Here is a 25,448-nt window from a genome sequence, read left to right as displayed (position 1 = left end):
AAAAATATAGAGGAAAAGGAGATTTTTTATGAAAGATAAATTTGATTTATTTAATGAGACAAATATAGATATAGAAGAATATAATGACATTGTATTGAGTAGTGAAGAGAAATCTAAGATGAAAAAGAGAATGAAATCTAAGATTCAATATAATAATAATAAGAATAATTTTAAGAGATATGCTCTAGTAGGGGGATTATCAGTAGTTATTTTAGGTACATCTGCATTTACTAATGAAACTACCTTAGCATATATGCAACATATAGGAAAACAAATAGAATACTTCTTTAATAAGGATACTGAAGAACTCAAACCTTATAAAAACATTGTAGATAGTGTTGTTACAGATAAAGGAATAAGTATAACATTAAATGAGATTATGCTTGGAGAAGGGGAATTATTACTCAACATAAGTGTTGATGATAGTAAGCTTGATAAAGATGCCTTGGGCTTAAAGAAAGAAAATGGATTCTTAGGAATTGATGATATCAAAATTAAAGTTGGAGATATGAACTTTGTTTCAGTGTCAGGGCCTTCTACATCAGAAAAAAATAAAGATGGAACTACCAATATGGTTATGACGTGTAAACTTGATAATCTAGATAAAGATGGAGATGGAAAAAGTGATGTAGAAAATTTTGATTTATTGAAAAATGTAGATTTAAATAAAGACTATGATATAAATATAAGCATAAATAAAGTTGAGTATGAGTTAAATAAGAGTATAAAGACACCAAAAGAGATAGAGATAGGAAATATGGGAGGAGTAGAAGGAGAGCACTTAAATGGGTATCTTAGTGGAAATTGGACATTTAACACTAACATAAATGGTTCAAATATAGCTAAAGATACAAGCGTTTATAATGTAGATAAGAATGTAAGGTTAAAAAATAAAAATGTTGATATAGATTTAGTATTAAAAGAAGTGAGGGTTTCTCCAACGAAGATTAAAGTAATGTATGGATTTAAAGTTAATAAGTATAATTTTGCTAAAGATGATAAACTTCCAAAAATATTAGGATTTGAACTTAAAGATGAGAGAGGAAAAAGTTTAGAGTTACTTAGTGGAGCAGGAGGCTATAGCTTAGATTATTCTAAAGGTAATTATGTTGAATCTTCTTTAGAGTATGAAGTCAAAAAAGATGTTAAAAAGATAAAAATAACTCCAATAATAGAAGATTGGAGCAAAGAAGTTAATAACATAACAACATTTAACAATCAAAGTATAGATATTGATATAAGTAAATAGATATATTCTCACATAAAAAATTGTCGATTCATATAATTAATTAGAGCAATACTCAATCTTTATAGAGTGTTGCTCTAATTTTAAAATAGGGAGGATTTATTATATGAGTAATTACAAGGACAATTCAGGTCCAAGTTTGTATCAAGATATAGGCCCAACAGGTCCAACGGGTCCTGCAGGTCCAACAGGGCCAACAGGTCCTAAAGGAACGACTGGAGCAACAGGAGCCAATGGAATAACAGGGCCAACAGGAAATACAGGAGCAACAGGAGCAAATGGAATAACAGGGCCAACAGGAAATACAGGAGCAACTGGAGCTAATGGAGCTACAGGGATAACAGGCCCAACAGGAAATATCGGAGCAACTGGAGCAAACGGAATAACAGGGCCAACAGGAAATACAGGAGCAACTGGAGCAAATGGAATAACAGGGCCAACAGGAAACAAAGGAGCCACAGGAGTAAATGGAATAACAGGTTCTACAGGTCCAACAGGAGTAACAGGAAATACAGGAGCAAATGGGATAACAGGTCCAACAGGAAATGCTGGAGCAACCGGAGCAACGGGTCCAACCGGAGCAACAGGAAATACCGGAGCAACAGGAGCAAATGGAATAACAGGTCCAACAGGAAATGCTGGAGCAACAGGAGCCAATGGAGTAACTGGAGAAACAGGAGCAACAGGAAATACAGGGGCAACAGGTCCAACAGGAAGTACAGGAGCAACGGGATTAAATGGAGTAACAGGTTCTACTGGTCCAATAGGTGCAACAGGTCCAACAGGAGCAGATGGGGAAGTAGGTCCAACAGGAGCAGTAGGAGCAACAGGTCTAGATGGAGCAATAGGCCCAACAGGAGCAGTAGGAGCAACAGGCCCAACTGGAGCCAATGGAGCAGTAGGGGCAACTGGAGTGACAGGAGCAACAGGGGCAGATGGAGCAATAGGTCCAACAGGAGCAACAGGGGCAACCGGAGCTAATGGAGCAATAGGTCCAACAGGAGCAGTAGGAGCAACAGGCCCGACAGGAGCAGATGGAGCAGTAGGTCCAACTGGGGCAACTGGAGCAACCGGAGCCAATGGAGCAGCAGGTCCAACAGGAGCAGTAGGAGCAACTGGAGCTAATGGAGCAGCAGGTGCAATAGGTCCAACAGGTCCAACAGGAGCTAATGGAGCAGCTGGGGCCACAGGAGCAACAGGAGCCACAGGGGCCAATGGAGTAGCAGGTCCAACAGGAAACACAGGAGCAACAGGAGCAGCAGGAACAGCAGGAGCAATAGGCCCAACAGGCCCAACAGGGGCCAATGGAGTGGCAGGAGCAACCGGAGCAACAGGAGCAACTGGGGCCAATGGAGCAACAGGTCCAACAGGAAACACAGGGGCAACTGGAGCATTAGCATCAAATAATGCACAATTTACAGTAACTTCTCCAAGCTTAGTGAATAATTCATTGGTGACATTTAATTCATCATTTATAAATGGAACTAATATAACTTTACCAACAAGTAGTACTATAAATCTTGCAGTTGGAGGAGTGTATAATGTATCTTTTGGTATACGTGCTACGCTTTCACTTGCAGGGTTTATGGCAATTACAACTAACTTTAATGGAACAGCTCAAAATAACTTTGTAGCAAAAGCAGTAAATACACTTACCTCATCAGATGTAAGTGTAAGTTTAAGTTTTTTAGTTGACGCTAGAGCAGCAGCAATAACTTTAAGTTTTACCTTTGGCTCAGGAACAACAGGTACTTCTCCATCTGGTTATGTATCAGTGTATAGAATACAATAATTTATATGAGAAATAAAAAACTATAAGATAGTAAAAGATATTATTATATATCAATAAGTGAAATAATAGATAAGAAAATATTTATATGCAAAAGAAATAGATAGAAGTTATAAACTTTAGAAATATGTTAAAATCTCAATCTATTAAGTATTCAAATTTTAAAATATGGATATTTAAATAGATTGAGATTTATTATGTATAAAAAACTATCCTAATATATCTGACATTTTATAAAGTCCAGATTGTTTACCAACTAAGAATTTAGCTGCGACTATAGAACCGTTTGCAAATACCTCATCAGATTGAGAATGATGACTTAATGTAAGAACTTCATTATCTCCTGCAAATATAACGTCATGGTCGCTGATTATATTACCACCTCTTATAGAGTGTATCCCAATTTCGTTTGCTTTTCTTTTACAATCTCTACCATATCTTCCATGTGTGTTTATACTTTCTGGTAATACTTCTTTAATTGCATTTGCTATCATAGTAGCAGTTCCACTAGGAGCATCTTCTTTTCTATTGTGATGTTTTTCTATGATTTCAATATCAAAGCCATCTAGCATTTTTGACGCATCTTTAACTAATTTGATTAAGATATTCACTCCAAGAGATGTATTTGATGACAATAATACAGGAATACTTTTTGATGCTTCTTCTATTCTGTTTAAATCACGCTCATCATAGCCAGTAGTGGCTAATACCACAGGTGTATTATTTTTTAGTGCATATGATAATATTGGCTCTAAAGTTGCATGATGTGAAAAATCTATTATGACATCAGCTTTTTCAGTTACATCAGTCATTGTTTTATAAAGTTTTGTATCACCATGACAACCTTTTTCATCAGCAGACCTAGCTACACCACACACTAGTTCTAATTCACTATCCTTTTTTACACATTCTGCTAATACTCTTCCCATTGTTCCATTATAACCGCTAATTATAACTTTCAACATAAATTCCTCCTATGAAATTAATAAAAATTTGTTGTATTACTATAAGTTTATTTTATCACTAATATAATCTATATAAAATAATATTAGTGATAATAGGGTTACAATTTACTGGATATTTAAAAAAGTGTACTCAAATTTAATATATATTAAATATAAGTTCATATTTCATAAAAGGCATTTAAAAATTAATATTGATATATTAAAAATACTAAAGGTATATATAGGTGAAAATTTAGAGTATTAACTTTAAATTCAACATTTAGGGCATTAAAAGTGATATTATTAAATTAGAAATATCTTAACTTAATACACGAATATGGGAGTGATAGATATGTTAAAAGAAGAAAAAACTTATCAAGAGAAAGAAGCGAAAACATTTAATGGAGTAGTGGCTTTGATAATGATTATCTTGTTTTTAATAGTTTCAATAGGCATCATGGTTTTTGGAATAATAAAACTTGATAATGGTTTTGCTGGGATAGGCTCACTTATGCTAATTTTAGGGCTTGTATTTATACTGGTAGACTTTATCCTATGTTTTGGTCTAAAAATGATTAATCCTAAAGAAGCTATAGTTCTAGTTTTGTTTGGTAACTATTATGGAACTATAAAAAAAGAAGGATATTATTGGGTAAATCCATTTTGTTCAGCAATAAATCCAACATCATCGAGAATTAATGTATCAAAATCTTCTTCTGATGAAAAAGTAGATATATCATCTAATCCAAGAGGGAAAAAAGTATCTTTAAAAACGATGACTCTTAATAATGAAAAACAGAAAGTTAATGATTTATTAGGGAATCCAATTATAATAGGAGTTGTTGTAATTTGGAAAGTTATAGATGCAACTAAGGCTGTGTTTAATGTGGATAATTATAATACATTTTTATCTATTCAGTGTGATTCTACTATTCGTAATGTTTCAAGACTTTACCCATACGATGTGTCTGAAGATGGAGATGAAAAATCTCTTCGTGGTAGTAGTCAGGAAATAGCAGATAAATTAAAAGATGAATTACAATCAAGAGTTGATATTGCAGGAATTGAAGTTTGTGAAGTGAGAATTACTCACCTTTCCTATGCACCAGAGATTGCAGCAGCGATGTTACAACGTCAACAGGCAGAGGCTATAATAGCAGCACGTAAAAAGATTGTTGAAGGGGCTGTGAGTATGGTAGAGATGGCACTAACTAATTTAAGTGAAAATAATGTTGTAACTTTAGATGAAGAACGTAAAGCAGCTATGGTAAGTAATCTATTGGTGGTTCTTTGTGGTAATAAAGATGCACAACCAGTAGTAAATAGTGGTTCGATGTATTAATCTAAGGTAAAGTTAAGATAGTTTAAAATGCTGAATAAGAATGAATAAAATACAATAAAAATAAGTAATCAGATTTAGTAAAATAAATAAACATAGTGGAAATAAGCAGTCGGATTTGATAAGGATAAACAAGAATAAAAATAAGAAACTATATTGAATAAATTAAATATTATAAAAAGAGGGTGTCTCTAATGAATTAAATTCATGTTGAGACACCCCTTTTGATTATACATTACTTATTTAATTAGTCTAAATTTCTAAGGTCATCCATAAGTTTAGTCTTGTCAGCCGTTTTTTCATCTTTCATTTTTATAACTTTAGCAGGAGAACCAGCAACAACAGCACCAGCTTCTACGTCAGTAGTTACAATAGCACCAGCTGCAACAACAGCACCTTTACCGATTCTAACACCTTCAAGAATAACTGCATTAGCTCCTATTAAAACATCATCTTCAACTATAACAGGAGTAGCAGAAGGTGGTTCTAAAACACCAGCGACAACAGCTCCAGCACCTAGATGAACATTTTTACCAAGAGTACCTCTAGCTCCAATAACAGCATTCATATCTACCATAGAACCTTCACCAATAACAGCTCCTATATTTATAACAGCTCCCATCATTACAACAGCATTTTTTTCTATAGTAACCATGTCTCTTATTATTGCACCTGGCTCAATTCTTGCATGTTCACTTAAAGTATTTTTTAGAGGAATAGCAGAATTTCTTCTATCGTATTCTACATGAGTATCTATTATATCTTTACCATGTTTATCTAATACTTCCATTATATCTTCATAGTCACCTATAAATATATAAGAACCATTGCATCCAAATACTTTAAATTTATCAGTTGATTGGAAATGTAAAGAGTTAGTATTTACATATACCTTAACAGGTGTTTTCTTTTTAACTTCTTTTATATATCTTGCTATTTCATAAGCATCGTTTAAATTTACCATTTGTTAATTCTCCTTGTATTTCATTATATTTCTTTTATTATATACTTATTTATCAATTTTAGTATATACTTACTTTTCATTATTTACATTTTATTTTACAGATTTTTTATTATATAAGCATAGTATCAAATAAATTTATCTATTGTATATATTTGAGTTATACTGTGTATCCTCATTATATTATTGTTATTATCCTAACATGCTGTCCATATTATAAAATCCTGGTTTTTGTTTAACTAAATATTTAGCAGCAGCTATAGAACCACTTGCAAAGATACCACGAGATTGGGCTTGATGGCTTATTGTAAGTACTTCATTATCTCCAGCAAACAGAGCATCATGTTCACCAACAATGTTTCCACCTCTTATAGCATGAATACCAACTTCATTTGTTTGTCTTTTCGCACTACGACCATATCTACCATAATTATTTTCAACGTTTGGTAAAACCTCTTTTATAGCGTTAGCAATCATAACAGCTGTGCCACTTGGGGCATCTACTTTTCTGTTGTGATGTTTTTCTATTATTTCTATATCAAATCCTTCTAATAATTTAGCTGCATCTTTAACCAATTTTACTAATACATTTACACCAAGAGACATATTATATGATTGGAATACAGGAATAACTTTAGCCGCTTCATGTATTTTGTTCATTTCTTCATCATTATATCCAGTAGTAGCGATTACTAAAGGTGTCTTAGTTTTTAAAACATAAGATAAGATATTATCTAAATTAGAGTGATGAGAAAAATCTATAACTACGTCAACTTTTTCAACTATAGTGCTCATATCTTCATAGATTTTAAGGTCACCTTCACAGCTATCCATACCTCTAGCTGAAACACAAACCAACTCTAATTCACTATCTTCTCTTATAGTATCGGCTAAAATCTTACCCATTTTTCCATCATAACCAGTTGCTATAACTTTTAACATAATTTCCTCCTATGATTAAGGGCTAACTTTTGACCAAACTTATTTTTTACCATGCATCAATTTTTACTATGCATTAACTTTTAGTCCAAAGTTAACTAATTCTTTCTTTAATACTTCTAAATTTGCTGGGTCCATTTCTGCTAGAGGTAATCTTAAATCTCCAACATTGAATCCTAATAAATTCATTGCAGTCTTAACTGGTATAGGATTTACTTCTATAAATAAAGCTGCGATTAGAGCATCCATACCAAGTTGTAATTTTCTAGAACCTTCTATATCGCCTTCAAAGAATTTAGCTACTAAATCGTGAGTTTCTTGAGGGCAAACATTAGCAAGTACTGATATAACTCCTTGACCTCCTAAAGACAATAAAGGAAGTATAGTATCATCGTTACCAGAGTAGATAGCAAAGTCATCTGGTACTAAGCTAGCTATTTCTGCAACCTGTCCTAGGTCTCCACTAGCTTCTTTTACAGCAACTATATTATCTATTTTAGCAAGTTCAACTATAAGGCTAGGGCTTATATTTACACAAGTTCTTCCAGGGACATTGTAAAGTATAATTGGAAGTTTGACACTGTTAGCTATTGTTTCAAAATGACGTTTAAGTCCAGCCTTATTAGCTTTATTGTAATAAGGAGTTATGATTAATAGAGCATCTACTCCTAATTTTTCAGCTTCTTGGCTTAGATTAACTGAGTGCATAGTATCATTAGAACCACTTCCAGCTATAACAGGAACTCTTTTATTAACTTTTTCTACAACATACTTAATAGTAGCAAGTTGTTCTTCATCAGTCATAGTATTAGCTTCACCAGTAGTACCACAAGATACTATAGCATCAGTACCATTAGCTATTTGGTATTCAACCAATTCGCCTAATTTGTCAAAATCAACTTTGTTATCCTTTGTAAATGGTGTAACTAGAGCAACAGCAGAACCTTTAAATATCATATAAAATCAATCCCCTCTTTTTTATTTTTGTGTTTTATATTACAGTTACTTCTAATGCTTGTTTTTGTGTTATTATTAATATTTTACAAAATTATATATTTATACAATTTTGCATATTATACTAAATCGTATGATAAAGCCATTTCAGCTATTTGAATTGCATTAGTTGCAGCACCTTTTCTTATATTATCAGCAACAACCCAAAGATTTACACCATTATCAACACTAAAGTCTCTTCTTATTCTTCCAACAAATACTTCATCTCTATTGTCAAATTCTACAGCAGTTGGATATTCATTCTTAGCAGGATTATCAACTACTACAACACCTGGAGCTTCTTCAAGTGTTTTTACCAAATCTTCTAACTCAAATGGATTGTTAAATTCAACATTTATAGATTCACTGTGACCATTTCTTACTGGAACCCTTACAGTAGTTGCAGTTATTTTTAAGTCATAGTTATCAAGTATTTTCATAGTTTCATTTACCATTTTCATTTCTTCCTTAGTATATCCATTTTCAGTAAATGAATCTATATGAGGAAGACAATTGTAAGAGATTTGATGAGGGTAGAATCCAGTAGGATTACCATTCATTCCTTGCTCTAAATCCTCAACTCCTTTAACACCAGAACCAGATACAGCTTGGTAAGTAGAGTATACTACTCTCTTAATTTTGTACTTATCATCAAGTGCTTTAAGAGGAACCATAGCTTGTATAGTAGAGCAGTTAGGATTAGCTATTATGCCTTTGTGTTCTTTTATTGCTTCTGGATTTACCTCAGGAACTACTAAAGGCACATCTGGGTCCATTCTCCAGTGACTAGAGTTATCTACTACTAAGATTCCATTTGATGCTGCTATTGGAGCATACTTTTCACTAATACTTCCTCCAGCAGAGAATAATGCTATTTGTATACCTCTATCAGTAAATGAAGTTTCCTTCAATTCTTCTACTATATATTCTTTACCACCAAATACTACTTTAGAACCAGCTGATTTAGAAGATGAGAATAAAAATAGATTTTCTATTGGAAAATTTCTTTCTTCTAATACTTTTAAAAATGTTCTACCTACCATTCCAGTAGCACCAACTATCGCTACATTTACTTTTTTCATATAAATTCACCCCAATTTTAAATTATTAAAACATTATTTTATTTGATTTTAGTTATACAAGTAAGATATGTTAATATTTTTATATATCCAAAAACTTTAATATTATATTAACAACTTTAATTATATACAAAAAACGTACAAAGGTATACTTTGTACGTCTAATTTATCACTCAAAGTAAACCCTGTAGCTCATCACTCATAATATAAGTGACAGTATTACACATGTTATGTGTAATCCCAGAAAATATAATTGCAAGAAATATTTTCTTCGGCTGTAAATCCTTTTTCCAATCATTAACGCCTGCCAGCTACTATTGGATACTCTTAGTTACAGCTACCTCTACCCTAGGTTAATAGGATATTAAAATTTGATTATTCTAATAATAATACATATTTAAGAAAAAATCAACTTATTTATATAAATATTGCTAAAATTTAAATCCAAAATTTGTCATTTCTTGTTTTAATACATTTAGATTAGTTTCTTCCATTTCAGCTAGAGGAAGTCTTAAATCTCCAACATTAAAACCTAAAATATTCATGGCAGTTTTAACTGGCACTGGATTTACTTCTATAAATAAGGCAGCAATTAAAGCATCCATATCAAGTTGTAATTTTTTTGAGCCTTCAATATCACCTTCAAAGAATTTAGTTACTAAATCATGTGTTTCTTTAGGACATATGTTAGCAAGTACAGAGATAACACCACTTCCACCTAATGATAATAGTGGTAAGATAGTATCATCGTTACCGGAGTATATAGCAAAGTCTTTAGGTACTAATTTAGCTATTTCTGCAACTTGAGCTAAATCTCCACTTGCTTCTTTAACAGCAACTATATTATCTATCTTAGCAAGTTCAGCCACAACAGATGGCTTTATATTTACTTTAGTTCTTCCAGGTACATTATATAAAATAATTGGTAACTTAACGCTATTTGCTATTGTTTCAAAGTGAAGTTTAAGACCTTTTTCATTAGTCTTATTATAGTAAGGAGTTATTATTAAAAGACCATCCACTCCTAATTTTTCAGCTTCTTGACTCATATGAACAGACAACATAGTATTGTTTGAACCAGTACCTGCTATAACAGGTATTCTTTTGTTAACTTTTTCAACTGTATATTTTATTACAGCAAAAATTTCAGATTCACTCATAGTAGTTGCCTCACCTGTTGTTCCACAAACAACTAGTGCATCTGTGTCATTCTCAATGTGGTATTCGATTAATTCACCTAATTTTTCAAAGTTGACATTATTATCCTCTGTAAATGGGGTAACTAAAGCAACAGCAGAACCTTTAAATAACATATAATCAAATCTCCTTTTTTATCTAAATTTAATTTTTTAAGTACAATAATAATTATAGTACAAATTAATTAATTTTAATAGGTATAGTTAATATCTTAACTGTTTAAATAAGATATTTATATTATATTAATATTACAAAAATTTGAAATAAATGTTTTATTCTCAAAATATGCATATTAATTTAATAAAATATACCAAAATGGAAATAAAAAATAAATTTTATGCGAATTTAATAACTAATAATTAATATATTTAGGTTATAATAAATATGTGCGTAAAATCTAATAATAAGTAATAATACGGAAAATTTAGGAGGAATAATATGGATACTTTAAAGGAACTTTTTAAAATAGGAAGTGGGCCTTCAAGTTCTCATACTATGGGGCCACAAAGAGCAGCAGAAAGATTTAAAAATGAAAACCCAGATGCAGAAAGTTTTAGAGCAATATTATATGGTAGTTTGGCAGCTACAGGAAAAGGTCACTTAACTGACTATATAATTGAAAAAACTATAGCACCTAAAAAAGTTGAAATTGTTTGGGAAGAAGATATTATAAAAGATTTTCACCCAAATGGAATGAAGTTTGAAGCTTTAGATAAAGAAGGAAATGTAACAGCTGAATGGACTGTATACTCTGTAGGTGGAGGAACTATAGCAGAAGAAGGTCAGAGAAATAGCAAAAGTAACAGTATATATCACCTAGATACTATGGATGAAATAGTAAAATGGTGTAAGGAAAATAATAAGACTTTAGTAGATTTTGTGTTGGAATGTGAACCAAAAGACATAAAAGATTATATAACAACTATAAAAGATGCTATGAGAAAATCTATTGATGATGGACTAAGCACAGATGAGATAATACCAGGTAAACTATTATTAAAAAGAAGAGCAAGTACATTTTATAATGCATACCAAAAAGATAAGAATTTCTCAACGCTTGTATACGCATATGCACTGGCAGCGTCAGAGCAAAATGCTTCTGGTAATATAATAGTTACAGCACCAACTTGTGGTTCTGCTGGTGTAATTCCAGGAATATTCTTTGCAATGCAAGATTTTTATAAGTATGATGACGAAAAAATAATCGAAGCTCTACTTGTAGCTGGGATAATAGGAAATATAATAAAAACTAATGCATCAATATCTGGAGCAGAGGTAGGGTGTCAAGGTGAGGTTGGTGCAGCTTGTTCTATGGCAGCAGCGGCAGTAGCATACTTAAAAGGTGGGACTATAGACCACATTGAATATGCAGCAGAAATAGCACTTGAGCATCATCTAGGAATGACTTGTGACCCTGTATATGGATACGTTCAAATTCCATGTATAGAAAGAAATGCAATGGCAGCTCAAAGAGCTTACGATGCAGCTAATTATGCATTATTAACTGATGGCTCACATTCTGTCTCCTTAGACCAAGTTGTTGAAACAATGAAAGAAACTGGTATAGACATGATGGATAAGTATAAAGAAACTGCTAAGGGTGGACTTGCTAAACATTTCTTCTCTTGCTAAAAAATAAAATTTTTAACTAATAATTCCCCTGTTTTGATTTATGAAACAGGGGAATTATTATTAATGGTGAATTATTTAATAATGCAAAATATTTTTATATTAAATTTAATTTTTTACTTTTAATTAGTATAGTTTGTTATATAATATTTTAATTATGAGAGATATAGAAATATTTTTTAATAAATTAGAATTTGGAGGAGATTACATGAGAGAGGCATCATATTTACAAGAGCAACTTTATAAACATAGAAAGGCATTAAACCCAATCGCAGAAATTGGAAGAAAAGAATATAAGACTTCAAAGTACATAAGAGATTATCTTGACAAATTGGGAATTAAATATGAAGTTTATTTAGAAACAGGTATAGTAGGTATAATAGAAGGTAAAAGACCTAAAAAAGATATAGCTTTTAGAGCTGATATAGATGGGCTTCATAGCGAAGAGGGTGTAAAACATTTATGTGGTCATGATGGACATGCTACTATATTACTTGGGTTAATTGAGTATTTAAATGACAATAAAGAAGAGCTAAATGATAATATAGTATTCATATTCCAACCAGCAGAAGAAGGGCCAGGGGGAGCAAAAGCTTTAATAAATGAAGGTGTGCTTAGAAAATATAATGTTGATGAAATATATGGGCTTCATATATATCCAGAGTTACCTGAAGGTTATGTTGGTACAAGAGAAGGATACTTTATGGCTCAAATAGGAGATATTGACATAGAAATAGTGTCTAAAAGTGGGCACGGTGCTATGCCACAAAATGGGATTGATGGGATAGTAGTAGCTTCAAACTTTATAAGTTCACTTCAAACTATAGTATCAAGAAATATAAGTCCAATAGACAATGCAGTGTTGACTATTGGTAGAATTGAAGGTGGGGCTAGAAGAAATATAATAGCTGAGAACATAAAGATGGAAGGTACTATGAGATGTTTCAGCCCAGAAGTGTATGAGAAAATGAAACTTAGAGTTAGAGAACTTGCTAGAGGGTTTGAAGTAGCTTATAACTGTAAGGTTAATATAAATATCATAGACGATTATATTGCTGTTAAAAATGACAAGGATTTATATCAAGAATTTGTATCAGCTGTTGGAAATGATACTGTTGTGGAATTAGAGCCACTTATGATATCAGAAGATTTTTCTTACTATCAAAAAGAAGTTCCAGGTTTATTTTTTATGTTAGGTTCAAAAAATGAGGAAAAAGGATTTGTAAATGGTCTTCATAATATAAACTTTAATTTTGATGAAAAGATATGTGTAAATGCACTGAATGTTTATGCAAAATTATTGAAATATAAAGAAGCTATAAATTAAGAAGTACTTTATAAATATTAAAAAGTAGAGATACTTAAATTTAAAAAGATGTGAATTGATAAATACCCCTTACATATTTGTATAAATTTCTTTTAATTGACAAAAATACAAATAAGAAGGGGTGATTTTTTTGAAAGAAAATATGCAAAGAGAAAAGAAGATAACTAATGGCAAGAATACTAAAATATTGACAAATGATGATATAATGAAATATGAGATAGCCTCAGAACTAGGTCTTATGGACAAAGTTGGAGAACGTGGATGGGCAGGGCTTACAGCTAAGGAAGCTGGAAGAATCGGAGGTATGCTTACATCACGCAAAAAGAGGCTGAAAAAGATTGTGGAGGGGCAGAATAAAAAGGATGAGTCAATATAGCGATTTTGCGTTTGTATACGATGAACTTATGAATGAAGTTGATTATGAAGGCTGGGTTAAATATATAGAAGATATAATAGATGATGAAGGTGTAAAAGTAAAAAATATATTGGAATTGGCATGTGGTACAGGTAATCTTACAATTCCATTAACTAAAAAAGATTATGATATAGCTGGCATAGATATATCTGATGAGATGCTTAGTGTAGCAAGAGAAAAAGCAGAAAAAGAAGGAGTAGAATTGGTTTTACTTCAACAAGATATATCAGAACTAGATTTTGAAATATCCGATTTAGATTGTGTGCTTTGTGCTTGTGATGGATTCAACTATATAACCTATGATGATGATTTGGAAAATGTATTTTCAAAGACATATGAATTATTAAAAAAAGATGGAATATTTATATTTGATATAAGCTCATTTTATAAATTAGCCAATATATTAGGAAATAATATGTATGGTGAAAATAGAGAAGATATAGCATATATGTGGCAAAATTACTTTGATGATGAAGAAAATCTAATTGAAATGGAGCTTACATTTTTTATTAAAGATGAATATGGAAAGTTTGAAAGATTTGAAGAAGTACATCAACAAAGGGCGTATACTGAAGATGAAATAGTTGATATGCTTAAAGAATCTGGGTTTAAATATATAAAATCTTATGGAGATTTTACTTTTGATGAACCTAATGAAGAAAGTCAAAGGATATTTTTTGTATGTAAAAAATAGGGTATATTTGTGTGTAAAAAAATTTTGTATATATTTATATAGAAGATAAATGTCATATAAAAATACAACAAATACAGGTTTATATATTAAAACAAATTGATGGTGTTTTATGAACTGTTACTTTTTGATAATTATAAAGTTTTATAGATTGAGAGTAAATCTAATATAGAAGAACTATTATCTAAGGTTAAAATAGGTAAGTATTTATATATTGAAATTAAAATAGAATATATTGAAATTAGATAATTAACGAAATATGGAGGAATATAAATGAGAGATTATGTACTAAGAGCAACATCAGGAAATGGTCAAGTTAGAGCATTTGTTGCAACTACTAGAAACACAGTGGAAGAAGCTAGAAGATTACATGAAACTACAAAAGTAGCAACAGCAGCACTTGGAAGAACATTAACTGCAACATCTATAATGGGACTAATGATGAAAAATGATAGTGATAAATTGACTGTAATAATAAAAGGTGGAGGCCCAATTGGAACTATTATTGCAACAGCAGATTCTAAAGGTATGGTAAAAGGGTATGTAGGAAATCCACAAGTAGAAGTTGAAGACTATCCAAATGGTAAGTTAAATGTAGCAGCAGCAGTAGGTACAGAAGGTGTTGTAAAAGTTATTAAAGACTTAGGTCTTAGAGAGCCATATAATGGCACTTATCCATTGGTAAGTGGAGAGATTGCAGAAGACTTTACTTATTACTTTGCAGTATCAGAACAAACTCCATCAGTAGTAGCTTTAGGTGTACTTACAAAAGAAGAAGAAGTAGAGTTTGCGGGAGGATTTATAGTTCAATTGATGCCAGATGCAGAAGAAGAGACGATTGCTAAATTAGAGGAAAATGTAGCTAAATTACCTTCAGTAACGAATCTGTTAAAAGAAGGAAAATCACCAGAAGATATATTAAGTATTGTTTTAGATGGTTTAGAGCCTAAGATACTTGATACTTGTGAAGTTGGATTTATGTGTGAATGTTCAAAGGAAAGAGTAAAAACTGCTTTAGTTGCAATAGGTAAAAAATCATTAGCTGAAATAATAGAAGAAGATAAAAAAGCAGAAGTTGGTTGTCAATTCTGTAATAAGAAGTACATGTATAGTGAAGAAGAGTTACTTGAAGTTTTAAAAGAAATGTAGACTATGAAAATAGTCGTATTTATATAGTAATTAAAGTATAATTTATCTAAAATAGACATGTTTAGATTAAAAATAAGCTTAATAAATTTTAAGAATTAAGAAGCTTTCTAGCTGTAATATTTGCAATGTTACGGTTAGAAGGCTTTTTTATTTTATTATAGCTCGTGTCAAAGATTGTATGAAACTATAAAATATTGTAAAATAATTTGTGTATTTCAACCTATTTGCCACAAAGGTTTATCATATATTTGAATTAATAAGAAGGAGAAAACTTTAAATATGGAAAATAAAACAAAGCACATAGGCATAAGTATATTAATATTATTAATGATATTTTTAATTGCGAAGAATTTTAATGGAAAACTTGAAATGCCTATTCCTAAGAGTAATAGCAGGAAGCTTAAGTCAGTAGCAGTATTTTATCCTCAACATCAAGATGATGAAGTCCTATGGGGTGGAAGTGCAATTGTAGATGCTATAAAACAGTGTGGTGTTAATAATGTATATGTTGTACTAGTATCAGATGGTTCTGGGGTTAACGTTTTTAAGGCTAATACTAAATTTAGAAATTTGACTAGAAAGCAAAAAGAAGAGCTTAGAAATAATGAATTTAAATCTGCTTTGAAAGAACTTGGAGTGAAACCTCAAAATGTAATTATACTTGCAGATATAGATAAAAAAGAAGGAACACATTATGAGTTAATGAAGAAGACTATATTGGATTTTGAGCATAAATTTAAGGGTGATGTTACTCATATAGCTCATCATTATAAGTATGATGACCATATAATGCATAGAAAAAATGGAGAAGTTTTAAAGAAGCTTAAACGTGAGCGTAAGATAAAAGACGACTTGTATTTTATCAAGCCGAAATATGTAAAGTATATACCAAGAAATGAAAGAGCTATCTATAAAGCAGTGGATTTTAATGACTACAATAAAGTCAAGAGTGCATGTTATGAATATAAGGTTGTAAATTCAAAACGTAAAATGTATGGAATAGGATATATTTCAGCACATAGCTATTTTGAACATCTTTTAAATGACCCTGAGCTTACATCTGTGTTAAGTGAAGATTAATTGTTAATATTAACAGATGGAGATACTCTAGCATGGAGATTAAATAATATAAAAAATAAATATGTTTAAATAACATATAAAATGCCCCTAGAATCTAAATAATTAAATTCTAAGGGCATTTTTACTACATATTTTAGCACTTAAGAAATAATTTAGACTAGCTCATTTTTATAAGTAAATACACTTAATAAATTATTCTCTATATAGTAAAATTTTCTTGCATCTTTTTTAAAAATATTTCAGCAGCAGGTGAAAAAACTTGATACTTTTTCCATACAATATTTAAGCCTGATTCAAGATTTGGCTCTAAAGGTCTAAAGCAAAGGTTGCTATTCTCAGTTGTATTGACTAATTTCTGAACCTCCCATGACTAAAGTCACAGGTTTCCTGCTTCATAGAATTTTGCATACTAAAATATGTCTTACCAATTCTCCACAGGCTATCCCCGTAGTTCCTACGGTTCTTACATAAGTTATTTATTTTAAACTCTTATTAGTCTTAATCCTTCTTTTAGTATATTTATACTTGCATTTATATCTCTATCATGAGTTTCATTACAACAAGGACAAATCCATTCTCTTATATTTAAATCCTTAATTTCCTCGTTTTTGTACCCACATTTATTACATATTTGTGAACTTGCAAAGAATTTACCTGCCTTTACAATTTGTCTACCATACCAATTAGCCTTATATTCTAATTGACGAATAAATTCTGACCATGACACATCAGAAATTAAACGAGATAGTTTACGATTTTTAGTCATATTCTTTACTTGTAAATCTTCTATGCAAATAATATCATTCTCTCGTATTAATTTAGTAGATAGTTTTTGTAGAAAATCCTTCCTTTGATTAGCTATATGTTCTTGAAGTCTTGCAACTTTTAACCTTGCTTTATTTCTATTTGAACTACCAATTGTTTTTCTCGATAATTCTCTTTGTAATTTAGCAAGTTTGTTTAATGACTTTTGAAGATACTTAGGATTTTCTATAAATTGTCCACAACTTGAGATACAAAATTCTTTAATTCCTAAATCTAAACCTATCTGATTATTAGTATTTTCAAATGCTTCAATATCTATATCAGTACAACATAATGATACATAATATTTACCACTTGGTTCTTTGGATACTGTAGCATTAAGTATTCTCCCTTGAGGTACTTGTTTATCCCTTACTTTGACCATACCAAGTTTAGGTAATTTTATATATTGACTAAAGTACATAATATTTCCATTTGTAAAGTTAGTTCTATATGAAAATCTGTTAGTTTTCTTTGATTTAAATTTAGGAAATCCTGTATTTTCTTTAAAGAATTTTTTATATGCGTTTTCTAAATCTTTTAAGGTGTTTTGTAGTGAAAATTTGTCAGGTTCTTTAAGCCACTTTAATTCTCTTTTTAAATTGGTCAAATCAGAACTGCACTGTTTATAAGTAAAAGTTTCTTTATCACTTTCATAAACTTCTATTTTTTTAGCAAGATACTTATTATATACAAATCTACAACATCCAAAAGTTTTGTTAATTAACTCTTGCTGTTTTTTATTTGGATACATTCTAAACTTATAAGCTTTTTCCACTACTATCACCTCACTTTAATTGTTTTTTATGATTATTAATATACATATCCGAGTAACTTCTATTTTTCATCACCCATTATAATATTAACAAACGTAATTATTTAAAACAATTATTTAGAAGGTTTTTATATTTATTTCTAAATAACATATTTAAGAACCGTAAGTCCTAACTTTTATCATTTTTGAGGTTGTCGTTCACATAAGTTCGCTACTACCTATGCAGTTCTCTTATGAACTTCTTACATTTTCATGCAAGCACAGACTATATCTTATCCTTCGGCATTATCCGTTAAGGTCTACCCACTTCCACTACCAATAGCTTGTAATGTACTTCCCTCAAGAGGAATAGTCGTTGAAGTTTCTCCTATTCGGAGCTTACCTGCTGATTGCCCATTTTAAAGTACTTAGGATTTAACCTTATACCATCTAACCAATTTTTTCTACTTTCGTAACTTTCACACTTAGGTTTATTTCATCCTTATGTTTTAGTTTGGTTAGCTTTAGGGGTTTCCAGCAATTCAAGTAGTATTGGATAGGTTCTATCCTATCTCTACATATAAGTTTCCCTATATGCTGACTACTTTAGCTACTAACTCACGACTAAAGTCACAAGTGTGTGTAGCTATTTTTTAATCAATAGTTATAGCATAGCCTACACCTTTTTCTACCATTATGGCTGCATTATATACAAGATTAAAAGTAGCAACAATGTTTAATTTATCAAAGTCTCTTCCAAACCATTCTGCAAATTCATTTTTTGATATTGTTTGGAGTATAGCTTGTCTTGAACAAATAAGAGGTACATCTAATAAATCTTTACGGCTAATAGTTTCTTTTGTAGCAAGTGGGCTATTTTTTTGCATAATTACTCCCCAAATATCTTTTACAGGCATGTTAATATAATCATACTTTGATATATCAGCAGGTTGAATTAAAATTCCAAAATCTAATAATCCTTTATCAAGCCTTTCAGTAACATCCTCTGAATTTCCACTATAAAGATGATAATGTATACTTGGATAATCTTCTTGTAAATTTTTTACAATATCAGCAATATATTTCATCGCATCTGTTTCCCCACTACCAATATAGACATCACCACAAATAGTTTCTTCCATTGAGTTAAACTCTGATTCTGTTTTTTCAACCATTTCAATAATTTCTTCAGCTCTTTTTCTAAGAAGCATTCCTTCGTTTGTTAGTGTTACATTGTGGTTACTTCGAATAAAAAGTTTTTTACCCAATTCTTCTTCAAGTTCTTTAAGTTGTCTGGAAATTGTAGGCTGTGTAACATGTAAAAAATTTGCAGCTCTTGTGATACTTCCTTCTCTAGATACTGTAAGGAAATATTTTAAAACTCTAAGTTCCATATGTAAATCTCCTTTTTATCAATTTTCTTTATCATATAGTTATTAGAAATGCTTGTCAAGTATATCTGAATATAAGATATAAGTATTTGCTATAGACTAAAAATAGTATTAGAATTAATTAAGAAAAGGAGGTGTTATGTTGAGTGAAATAGCAAAGGAAAATATTACTGTAATTCGTAATCTTAAAGATGCAGGTTGCGACTCTAATATGATTGATAAGTTTTTACAATTAAAAAAAGATGGAAAAATCAAAGAGCAATTACGTTTATTGTCTTGTCAAAGAACTTCATTACTTCATAAAGTACACGAAAATCAAAAAAAGATAGATTGTCTTGATTTTCTAATTTTTAATATGATGCAGAAAAAATAAATTATTTTAAATTAGTTAACTACAAATTACAAATAAGAAGGGTGATAATATGAAAAATAATATACTGATAGCATACTTTTCCTATACAGGGAATACTAGAAAAATCGCTGAACAAATCCAAAATATAATTGGTGGAAATTTATTTGAAGTTGAACCAGAACAAGGTTATTCAAATGACTATAATGAATGTGAGACAAAAGCAAATAAAGAAGTTAAAGAAGGATATAGACCTAAATTAGCTGTGGAATGTAAAAATATTGATTACTACGATATAGTTTTTATTGGTACTCCAAATTGGTTTAACACTATGGCTCCTCCTGTTGCAACATTTTTATATGAAAATAATATGTCAGGTAAGACTATAATTCCATTTTGTACCAATGGTGGTGGTGGTCTAGGTCATGTTGTTTCAGATATACGTACATTTTGTAATGATTCAAATATTTTAAATCCACTTGAAATTTATGAAAGTGGTGGTAAAAATTCAGAATCTGAAATAATAAAATGGTTGGAAAAAAATGGTTTTAGAAGCTAGTTTAAATATTTTTATACTATAGAAAAGGATGTAAATAATTATGAATGAAGTTATAGGAGCACTGCTTTCACATCGCTCTATCCGTTCTTACTTAGACAAACCTATAAGTGAAGAACTTTTAGAGCAGATTATAAAAGCAGTACAATCAGCGCCAAATTGGGTTAATATTCAGCATGTATCAGTCATTGCTATTAAAAATATAAAACGTAGAGAAAGACTTGCATTACTTTGTGGTAATCAAAAGCACATTGAAGAAGCGCCTGTGTTTCTTGTATTTTGTGCTGATTATTATAGAACATATCTTGTATGTAAGGAAAAAAATCAGTCTATAGATAAAGTTATTAAAGATATTGATAATTTAATTGTAGGGTCTCATGAAGTTGGTATTGCTTTAGGTACAGCAGTTGTAGCGGCTGAATCGCTTGGGTTAGGAACTGTAGTAATTGGAGATGTACGTTTAAATGCTTTAGAAGTAATTAAAGAGTTAAATTTACCTAAATATGTTATTCCTATCTTAGGTTTATGTATTGGATATTCTGCTCAGAATCCTGATTTAAAACCACGTTTGCCTAAAAATACAGTCTATTTTGAGGAAGTTTATAATCATGATTTACATGAGTTAATAAAAGAGTATGATGAAACCTATGCTAAATATTTAAAAGAGAGACCATACAATAATCGTATATCTAATTGGACAGAGCTTGTAACTGATTTTTACTGTTATCCTTATAACCATTATCCACAAATTTCTAAAACGCTAAGTAAACAAGGATTTGTTAATGATAAAAAATAAGATTTTAAAATAAATTTATTAAAATACAATGAATTGATTATTTTAAAATAGAATAAAAATTATAAAGGTGGATGAAAAAAATACTTATGACTAAACATAATAACCTGTTTATATTTATATTAACTTTTGGAGTATTTGCAATTTTAAATACTGAAATGGGAATTATAGGTATATTACCTATAATTGCTGATAATTTTAATGTTAGCATCTCTCAGGCAGGACTTCTTGTGAGTCTATTTGCCCTTGCTATTGCAATATCTGGACCAATTATGCCCTTATTATTCTCAGGAGTAAACCGCAAAAAGGCGATGCTATTTGTTCTTGGAATTTTTCTTTTAGCTAACATTTTATCAGTGTTTACTTCAAGTTTTACAGTCTTATTAATTGCTCGTGTAATATGTGGTTTTTTACAACCAATATACTGCTCACTTGCATTTTCAACAGCTTCTGCATCAGTAAGTGAAGAAGAAGCGCCAAAAGCTGTTGCTAGGGTAATGGTTGGAGTATCAGCAGGTATGGTAATTGGTGTACCAGTAGCCAATTTTATTGCTAACACAGTTTCATTAGGAGTGGCTATGTCATTCTTTGCTATAGTAAATGCTATAGCATTTGTAATTACATTAATATTTGTGCCATCTATGCCTGTAGAAAAAAGACTTTCTTATGGAGCTCAATTAAGTGTATTAAAAAAACCGATTGTTTGGTTTTCTATTATGGCTGTAATTTTAATAAATGGCTCAATATTTGGAGTGTATAGTTATTTTGCTGAGTATCTTAAAAGTGTAACAAATTTGCCTGAAAAGATAATTAGTGTAATGTTATTGATATATGGTATGGCAAATATTATTGGAAATCTTATAGCAGGAAAATCACTTAGCAAGAATCCTATAAGACTTATAAAATATTTTATTTTTTCAATGGTAGTAGTATACATAGTATTATTCTTATTAGGTCAGTTTAGCTTACCAATGATGTTAATTACTTTGGCATGGGGAGTATTAGCTGGTATAGATGCTAATATTAATCAATACTGGATTGCATCTGTAGCATCAGAAGCTGCTGATTTTGCTAATGGATTATATTTAACTGCATCCAATCTAGGAATAACAACTGCTACAGCTGTATGTGGATTATTTATATCGGGATTAGGGACAAAATATGTTGTATTAGGTGGATTGATGTTCTTAATATTAGGTATAGTTTCAGTTTTATTAAGAGAAAGTTTAAAGACGATATTATCAAAAAATAGTAGTGAAACTTGATTTTACACATATATGAAATGTAGTATCTTATTTATGATTTTAGAATTATAGATAAGATACTTTTTTTTGTAATTAATACAATTATATAAAGTTTTTAACTTAAGAACTTTACATAATTTAGTATCTATATAATTATGATATTTATATAAAATAGATTCAATAGTGTTTATATAAAATAAATTTATTTTCTATAAATATTAAGCCCTCCAGTATACTACCAGATAAAATTTACATGCTATAATTTGACCTGTATTTACAAGAAAAAGTAATTTAATAGAAATAGTATCTTACTTATTTATAGCTATTACTATGATTTACTCTAAAGAATCTAAATAGAAACAATGTAGGAGGTAAAATATGAATAATGAATTTATAATTCTAAAAGGGTGCAAAGAGAACAATTTAAAAAATGTATCTTTAAAAATACCTAAAAGAAAAATAACTATATTCACTGGTGTATCAGGTTCCGGAAAATCATCTATTGTATTCGAGACAATTGCAAAAGAATCCCAACGCCAGTTAAATGAAAGATTTAGCACTTTTATAAGAAGTTTTTTACATAAGTATGGAGAGGTTAAAGCTGATTGTATAGAGAATCTATCAACCCCAATTATTGTAGACCAAAGTAGACTTGGTGGCAATTCAAGGTCAACTCTAGGGACTATTACAGATGTAAACTCATTTTTAAGAACCTTATATTCAAGATTTGGAAGTGAACGTATAGGTAATGCTAACATGTTTTCTTTTAACAATGTCGATGGTATGTGTCCAGACTGCCATGGACTTGGAAAAAAGCTAATGCCTAATATGAATAATATTCTTGACACGAATAAATCACTAAATGAAGGTGCCATATTGCTTTCAGGATTTGGAGTAGGTTCTTGGCACTGGAATATATTTGCTGAATCAAGATACTTTGACCTTGATAAAAAAATCTGTGATTATTCAAAAAAAGAGTTAGAAAAATTCTTATATGGTGAAGCAGAAAAGATTAAAGGAGAAAATGCTGGTCAAACTAATATGACATATGAAGGATTGTTGATTAAGTTTAATCGTCTATATTTAAGTAAAGAAGGAGAAATCTCTGAAGCTACGAAGAAAAAAATGAGTAAACTTCTTATAGAAGACAAATGCCCTGTTTGTAATGGAAGGAGACTTCATGAAAGGGTGTACAAGTCTTTAATTAATGGCTATAACATAGCAGATTTAACTAGTATGCAAATTGATGAATTAGTTGAAATTATTAAAAATATAGATGAACCAGAAGCCCAACCTATACTTAAGGGAATAATAGAAAAATTAAATAGTATAATAGATATAGGTCTTGGGTATTTAAGTTTAGATAGAGAGACATCTTCTCTATCAGGAGGTGAATCTCAGCGTATAAAGATGGTTAAATATCTGAATAGTAATCTTGTAGATTTAATGTATATATTTGATGAACCAAGTGTAGGTCTTCATCCTAAAGATGTATATAAATTAAATAAACTTTTAAAACAATTACGTGATAAAGGAAATACAATTATAGTTGTTGAACATGACCCAGATGTCATTAAGATTGCAGACCATATTGTAGATGTAGGTCCAAAAGCTGGTAAGTATGGTGGAGAAGTTGTGTATGAAGGAAGTTATGAAAATTTACTTACAAGTGGGACAGTGACAGGAAATGCTTTAAGTAAATCTCTTACTATCAAAGAAAATGTAAGAGAAGCTAGAGGATATTTAGAAATTAAAAATTGTAATAAAAATAACTTGAAAAATATATCTATTAAAATACCTAAGGGTGTATTTACTTTAGTTACTGGAGTAGCAGGAGCAGGTAAAAGTACCTTAATTAAGGATGAATTCTTAAAGCAAAATCCTAATGCTGTGCTTATAGACCAAAGCCCTGTGTCAGCAAATTCAAGGTCAAGTTTAGCAACATACAGTGGCATTATGAACAATATAAGAAGTATATTTTCAAAAACAAATGGAGTGAATTCTTCTTTATTTAGCTCAAATTCAGAAGGAGCTTGTGATAATTGTAAAGGGTCTGGAATAGTAGAGATGAATCTTGCCTTTATGGATAGTATAAAGAGCGTTTGTAATATTTGTGAAGGGAAAAAATTTAAAAAAGAAGTTTTAGAATATAAGTTTCAAGGGAAGAATATAATAGAAGTTCTTGAAATGTCTGTATCAGATGCGATTGAATTTTTTAGTCTAAAGCAGATTAAAACAAAATTACAATGTATTGAAAAAATGGGCATAGGATACCTTACTTTAGGGCAAACTCTTGATACCTTATCTGGTGGAGAATGTCAAAGGTTAAAGCTTGCTAGCGAATTAAACAAGGAAAGTTCAGTGTATATATTGGATGAGCCTACAACAGGACTTCATATGGCTGATATTGAAAATTTTGTAACTATAATTGAAGAAATTGTAGATAATGGAAATACGGTTATAATAATTGAACATAATATAGATGTAATTAAAAGAGCTGACTGGATTATTGATATGGGTCCTGAAGGTGGAACAAAAGGTGGAAAAGTAATATTTCAAGGAACTCCAAAACAATTGAGCAATAATAGAGTATCATTAACAGCAAAGTATATAGTATAATAAATAAAATATAATTAATATATGATATATTAATAAGTATAATGGGTATATAAAATGATACTTAAACTTAACAGTAGTAAATAATATGAGAAATATTCAAATTTAATTAAATATAGTGTCAGAAATTCGTTTAAATATCAAGATTTTAACGATTCTGGCA

The 25,448-nt window shown here is 30.4% G+C and carries 22 protein-coding genes and 1 riboswitch; of the genes, 14 read left to right on the top strand and 8 right to left on the bottom strand.

Annotated elements, in window-relative coordinates; all coding sequences use genetic code 11:
* Window positions 1-28 precede the first annotated feature (28 nt).
* Both ACTG45_RS17605 and ACTG45_RS17600 read left to right on the top strand, forming a co-directional pair.
* Window positions 29-1,249 carry a DUF4179 domain-containing protein gene (locus tag ACTG45_RS17605; protein WP_021386173.1) on the top strand — a complete coding sequence of 407 codons (1,221 nt, stop codon included), beginning with the start codon at window positions 29-31 and terminating at the stop codon, window positions 1,247-1,249.
* A 103-nt stretch (window positions 1,250-1,352) separates the two neighbouring features.
* The gene (locus ACTG45_RS17600) at window positions 1,353-3,038 is read left to right on the top strand and encodes a collagen-like domain-containing protein (RefSeq protein ID WP_021386199.1); all 1,686 of its coding nucleotides are present in this window, start codon (window positions 1,353-1,355) and stop codon (window positions 3,036-3,038) included.
* A 206-nt stretch (window positions 3,039-3,244) separates the two neighbouring features.
* Here ACTG45_RS17600 and dapB (ACTG45_RS17595) read toward each other — a convergent pair whose 3' ends face one another.
* The gene (gene dapB / locus ACTG45_RS17595; protein WP_021386263.1) at window positions 3,245-4,000 is read right to left on the bottom strand and encodes a 4-hydroxy-tetrahydrodipicolinate reductase; all 756 of its coding nucleotides are present in this window, start codon (window positions 3,998-4,000) and stop codon (window positions 3,245-3,247) included.
* A 331-nt stretch (window positions 4,001-4,331) separates the two neighbouring features.
* Between dapB (ACTG45_RS17595) and ACTG45_RS17590 the strand changes: the two genes are divergently transcribed.
* Window positions 4,332-5,321 carry an SPFH domain-containing protein gene (locus tag ACTG45_RS17590; RefSeq protein WP_021386233.1) on the top strand — a complete coding sequence of 330 codons (990 nt, stop codon included), beginning with the start codon at window positions 4,332-4,334 and terminating at the stop codon, window positions 5,319-5,321.
* Between the two features lie 244 nt (window positions 5,322-5,565).
* Here ACTG45_RS17590 and dapD read toward each other — a convergent pair whose 3' ends face one another.
* The 5 genes from dapD to dapA (ACTG45_RS17565) all read right to left on the bottom strand — a co-directional run bounded on the left by dapD (window position 5,566) and on the right by dapA (ACTG45_RS17565) (window position 10,603).
* A complete protein-coding gene (gene dapD, locus ACTG45_RS17585; RefSeq protein WP_021386275.1) occupies window positions 5,566-6,282 on the bottom strand; it encodes a 2,3,4,5-tetrahydropyridine-2,6-dicarboxylate N-acetyltransferase in 717 nt (238 codons plus the stop codon).
* Between the two features lie 189 nt (window positions 6,283-6,471).
* Window positions 6,472-7,221: a 4-hydroxy-tetrahydrodipicolinate reductase gene (gene dapB, locus ACTG45_RS17580; RefSeq protein ID WP_021386226.1), complete on the bottom strand. Its 750-nt coding sequence runs from the start codon at window positions 7,219-7,221 to the stop codon at window positions 6,472-6,474.
* A 66-nt stretch (window positions 7,222-7,287) separates the two neighbouring features.
* Window positions 7,288-8,175 carry a 4-hydroxy-tetrahydrodipicolinate synthase gene (dapA, locus tag ACTG45_RS17575; RefSeq protein WP_003422063.1) on the bottom strand — a complete coding sequence of 296 codons (888 nt, stop codon included), beginning with the start codon at window positions 8,173-8,175 and terminating at the stop codon, window positions 7,288-7,290.
* Between the two features lie 116 nt (window positions 8,176-8,291).
* Entirely contained in the window at window positions 8,292-9,293 is a 1,002-nt protein-coding gene (locus tag ACTG45_RS17570) for an aspartate-semialdehyde dehydrogenase (protein WP_021386242.1), read from the bottom strand.
* 177 nt (window positions 9,294-9,470) lie between these two features.
* Window positions 9,471-9,644: riboswitch (Lysine riboswitch) on the bottom strand.
* Window positions 9,645-9,721: 77 nt separating this feature from the next.
* The gene (dapA, locus tag ACTG45_RS17565; RefSeq protein ID WP_479919506.1) at window positions 9,722-10,603 is read right to left on the bottom strand and encodes a 4-hydroxy-tetrahydrodipicolinate synthase; all 882 of its coding nucleotides are present in this window, start codon (window positions 10,601-10,603) and stop codon (window positions 9,722-9,724) included.
* Between the two features lie 322 nt (window positions 10,604-10,925).
* Between dapA (ACTG45_RS17565) and ACTG45_RS17560 the strand changes: the two genes are divergently transcribed.
* From ACTG45_RS17560 to ACTG45_RS17535, 6 genes are all read left to right on the top strand, one after another.
* Window positions 10,926-12,119 carry an L-serine ammonia-lyase gene (locus ACTG45_RS17560; protein WP_021386175.1) on the top strand — a complete coding sequence of 398 codons (1,194 nt, stop codon included), beginning with the start codon at window positions 10,926-10,928 and terminating at the stop codon, window positions 12,117-12,119.
* Between the two features lie 205 nt (window positions 12,120-12,324).
* Window positions 12,325-13,443: an N-acetyldiaminopimelate deacetylase gene (locus ACTG45_RS17555; protein ID WP_021386261.1), complete on the top strand. Its 1,119-nt coding sequence runs from the start codon at window positions 12,325-12,327 to the stop codon at window positions 13,441-13,443.
* Window positions 13,444-13,573: 130 nt separating this feature from the next.
* Window positions 13,574-13,819 (top strand): alpha/beta-type small acid-soluble spore protein, encoded by a 246-nt coding sequence (locus ACTG45_RS17550; protein WP_021386217.1) that lies wholly within the window; start codon window positions 13,574-13,576, stop codon window positions 13,817-13,819.
* Window positions 13,806-14,552 (top strand): class I SAM-dependent DNA methyltransferase, encoded by a 747-nt coding sequence (locus ACTG45_RS17545; protein WP_021386219.1) that lies wholly within the window; start codon window positions 13,806-13,808, stop codon window positions 14,550-14,552. The genes ACTG45_RS17550 and ACTG45_RS17545 overlap by 14 nt, the downstream gene beginning before the upstream one ends.
* Window positions 14,553-14,822: 270 nt before the next feature.
* On the top strand, window positions 14,823-15,698 hold the full coding sequence (hslO, locus tag ACTG45_RS17540) for an Hsp33 family molecular chaperone HslO (RefSeq protein ID WP_021386186.1): 876 nt from the start codon (window positions 14,823-14,825) through the stop codon (window positions 15,696-15,698).
* Window positions 15,699-15,977: 279 nt separating this feature from the next.
* On the top strand, window positions 15,978-16,778 hold the full coding sequence (locus tag ACTG45_RS17535; RefSeq protein ID WP_021386198.1) for a PIG-L family deacetylase: 801 nt from the start codon (window positions 15,978-15,980) through the stop codon (window positions 16,776-16,778).
* Between the two features lie 481 nt (window positions 16,779-17,259).
* Here the strand turns inward: ACTG45_RS17535 and tnpB are convergent, their stop codons facing one another.
* Window positions 17,260-18,369 (bottom strand): IS200/IS605 family element RNA-guided endonuclease TnpB, encoded by a 1,110-nt coding sequence (gene tnpB / locus ACTG45_RS17530; RefSeq protein ID WP_479919505.1) that lies wholly within the window; start codon window positions 18,367-18,369, stop codon window positions 17,260-17,262.
* Window positions 18,370-18,989: 620 nt separating this feature from the next.
* Entirely contained in the window at window positions 18,990-19,730 is a 741-nt protein-coding gene (locus ACTG45_RS17525) for a LysR family transcriptional regulator (protein ID WP_021386140.1), read from the bottom strand.
* 139 nt (window positions 19,731-19,869) lie between these two features.
* Between ACTG45_RS17525 and ACTG45_RS17520 the strand changes: the two genes are divergently transcribed.
* From ACTG45_RS17520 to ACTG45_RS17500, 5 genes are all read left to right on the top strand, one after another.
* Window positions 19,870-20,100 carry a hypothetical protein gene (locus ACTG45_RS17520; protein ID WP_234781150.1) on the top strand — a complete coding sequence of 77 codons (231 nt, stop codon included), beginning with the start codon at window positions 19,870-19,872 and terminating at the stop codon, window positions 20,098-20,100.
* 49 nt (window positions 20,101-20,149) lie between these two features.
* Complete coding sequence (locus ACTG45_RS17515; protein ID WP_021386138.1) at window positions 20,150-20,635, top strand: flavodoxin; 486 nt, start codon at window positions 20,150-20,152, stop codon at window positions 20,633-20,635.
* 40 nt (window positions 20,636-20,675) lie between these two features.
* Complete coding sequence (locus tag ACTG45_RS17510) at window positions 20,676-21,428, top strand: NADPH-dependent oxidoreductase (protein WP_021386149.1); 753 nt, start codon at window positions 20,676-20,678, stop codon at window positions 21,426-21,428.
* Between the two features lie 71 nt (window positions 21,429-21,499).
* Window positions 21,500-22,690: an MFS transporter gene (locus ACTG45_RS17505; RefSeq protein ID WP_234781149.1), complete on the top strand. Its 1,191-nt coding sequence runs from the start codon at window positions 21,500-21,502 to the stop codon at window positions 22,688-22,690.
* Between the two features lie 357 nt (window positions 22,691-23,047).
* The gene (locus tag ACTG45_RS17500) at window positions 23,048-25,288 is read left to right on the top strand and encodes an ATP-binding cassette domain-containing protein (protein ID WP_021386142.1); all 2,241 of its coding nucleotides are present in this window, start codon (window positions 23,048-23,050) and stop codon (window positions 25,286-25,288) included.
* Window positions 25,289-25,448 lie beyond the last annotated feature (160 nt).

Source organism: Clostridioides sp. LIBA-7602, from assembly GCF_056688945.1.
This window is presented reverse-complemented; position numbering and strand designations above follow the sequence as displayed.

What these genes read in the sequence shown, in the direction of transcription:
- ACTG45_RS17590 (WP_021386233.1), top strand. Translation starts at nt 4,332, where the DNA reads ATGTTAAAAGAAGAAAAAACTTATCAAGAGAAAGAAGCGAAAACATTT.
- ACTG45_RS17510 (WP_021386149.1), top strand. Translation starts at nt 20,676, where the DNA reads ATGAATGAAGTTATAGGAGCACTGCTTTCACATCGCTCTATCCGTTCT.
- ACTG45_RS17570 (WP_021386242.1), bottom strand. Translation starts at nt 9,293, where the DNA reads ATGAAAAAAGTAAATGTAGCGATAGTTGGTGCTACTGGAATGGTAGGT.
- ACTG45_RS17605 (WP_021386173.1), top strand. Translation starts at nt 29, where the DNA reads ATGAAAGATAAATTTGATTTATTTAATGAGACAAATATAGATATAGAA.
- ACTG45_RS17500 (WP_021386142.1), top strand. Translation starts at nt 23,048, where the DNA reads ATGAATAATGAATTTATAATTCTAAAAGGGTGCAAAGAGAACAATTTA.
- ACTG45_RS17505 (WP_234781149.1), top strand. Translation starts at nt 21,500, where the DNA reads ATGAAAAAAATACTTATGACTAAACATAATAACCTGTTTATATTTATA.
- hslO (WP_021386186.1), top strand. Translation starts at nt 14,823, where the DNA reads ATGAGAGATTATGTACTAAGAGCAACATCAGGAAATGGTCAAGTTAGA.
- ACTG45_RS17555 (WP_021386261.1), top strand. Translation starts at nt 12,325, where the DNA reads ATGAGAGAGGCATCATATTTACAAGAGCAACTTTATAAACATAGAAAG.
- dapB (WP_021386226.1), bottom strand. Translation starts at nt 7,221, where the DNA reads ATGTTAAAAGTTATAGCAACTGGTTATGATGGAAAAATGGGTAAGATT.
- ACTG45_RS17525 (WP_021386140.1), bottom strand. Translation starts at nt 19,730, where the DNA reads ATGGAACTTAGAGTTTTAAAATATTTCCTTACAGTATCTAGAGAAGGA.
- ACTG45_RS17600 (WP_021386199.1), top strand. Translation starts at nt 1,353, where the DNA reads ATGAGTAATTACAAGGACAATTCAGGTCCAAGTTTGTATCAAGATATA.
- dapB (WP_021386263.1), bottom strand. Translation starts at nt 4,000, where the DNA reads ATGTTGAAAGTTATAATTAGCGGTTATAATGGAACAATGGGAAGAGTA.
- ACTG45_RS17515 (WP_021386138.1), top strand. Translation starts at nt 20,150, where the DNA reads ATGAAAAATAATATACTGATAGCATACTTTTCCTATACAGGGAATACT.
- ACTG45_RS17545 (WP_021386219.1), top strand. Translation starts at nt 13,806, where the DNA reads ATGAGTCAATATAGCGATTTTGCGTTTGTATACGATGAACTTATGAAT.
- dapD (WP_021386275.1), bottom strand. Translation starts at nt 6,282, where the DNA reads ATGGTAAATTTAAACGATGCTTATGAAATAGCAAGATATATAAAAGAA.
- dapA (WP_003422063.1), bottom strand. Translation starts at nt 8,175, where the DNA reads ATGATATTTAAAGGTTCTGCTGTTGCTCTAGTTACACCATTTACAAAG.
- dapA (WP_479919506.1), bottom strand. Translation starts at nt 10,603, where the DNA reads ATGTTATTTAAAGGTTCTGCTGTTGCTTTAGTTACCCCATTTACAGAG.
- ACTG45_RS17535 (WP_021386198.1), top strand. Translation starts at nt 15,978, where the DNA reads ATGGAAAATAAAACAAAGCACATAGGCATAAGTATATTAATATTATTA.
- ACTG45_RS17560 (WP_021386175.1), top strand. Translation starts at nt 10,926, where the DNA reads ATGGATACTTTAAAGGAACTTTTTAAAATAGGAAGTGGGCCTTCAAGT.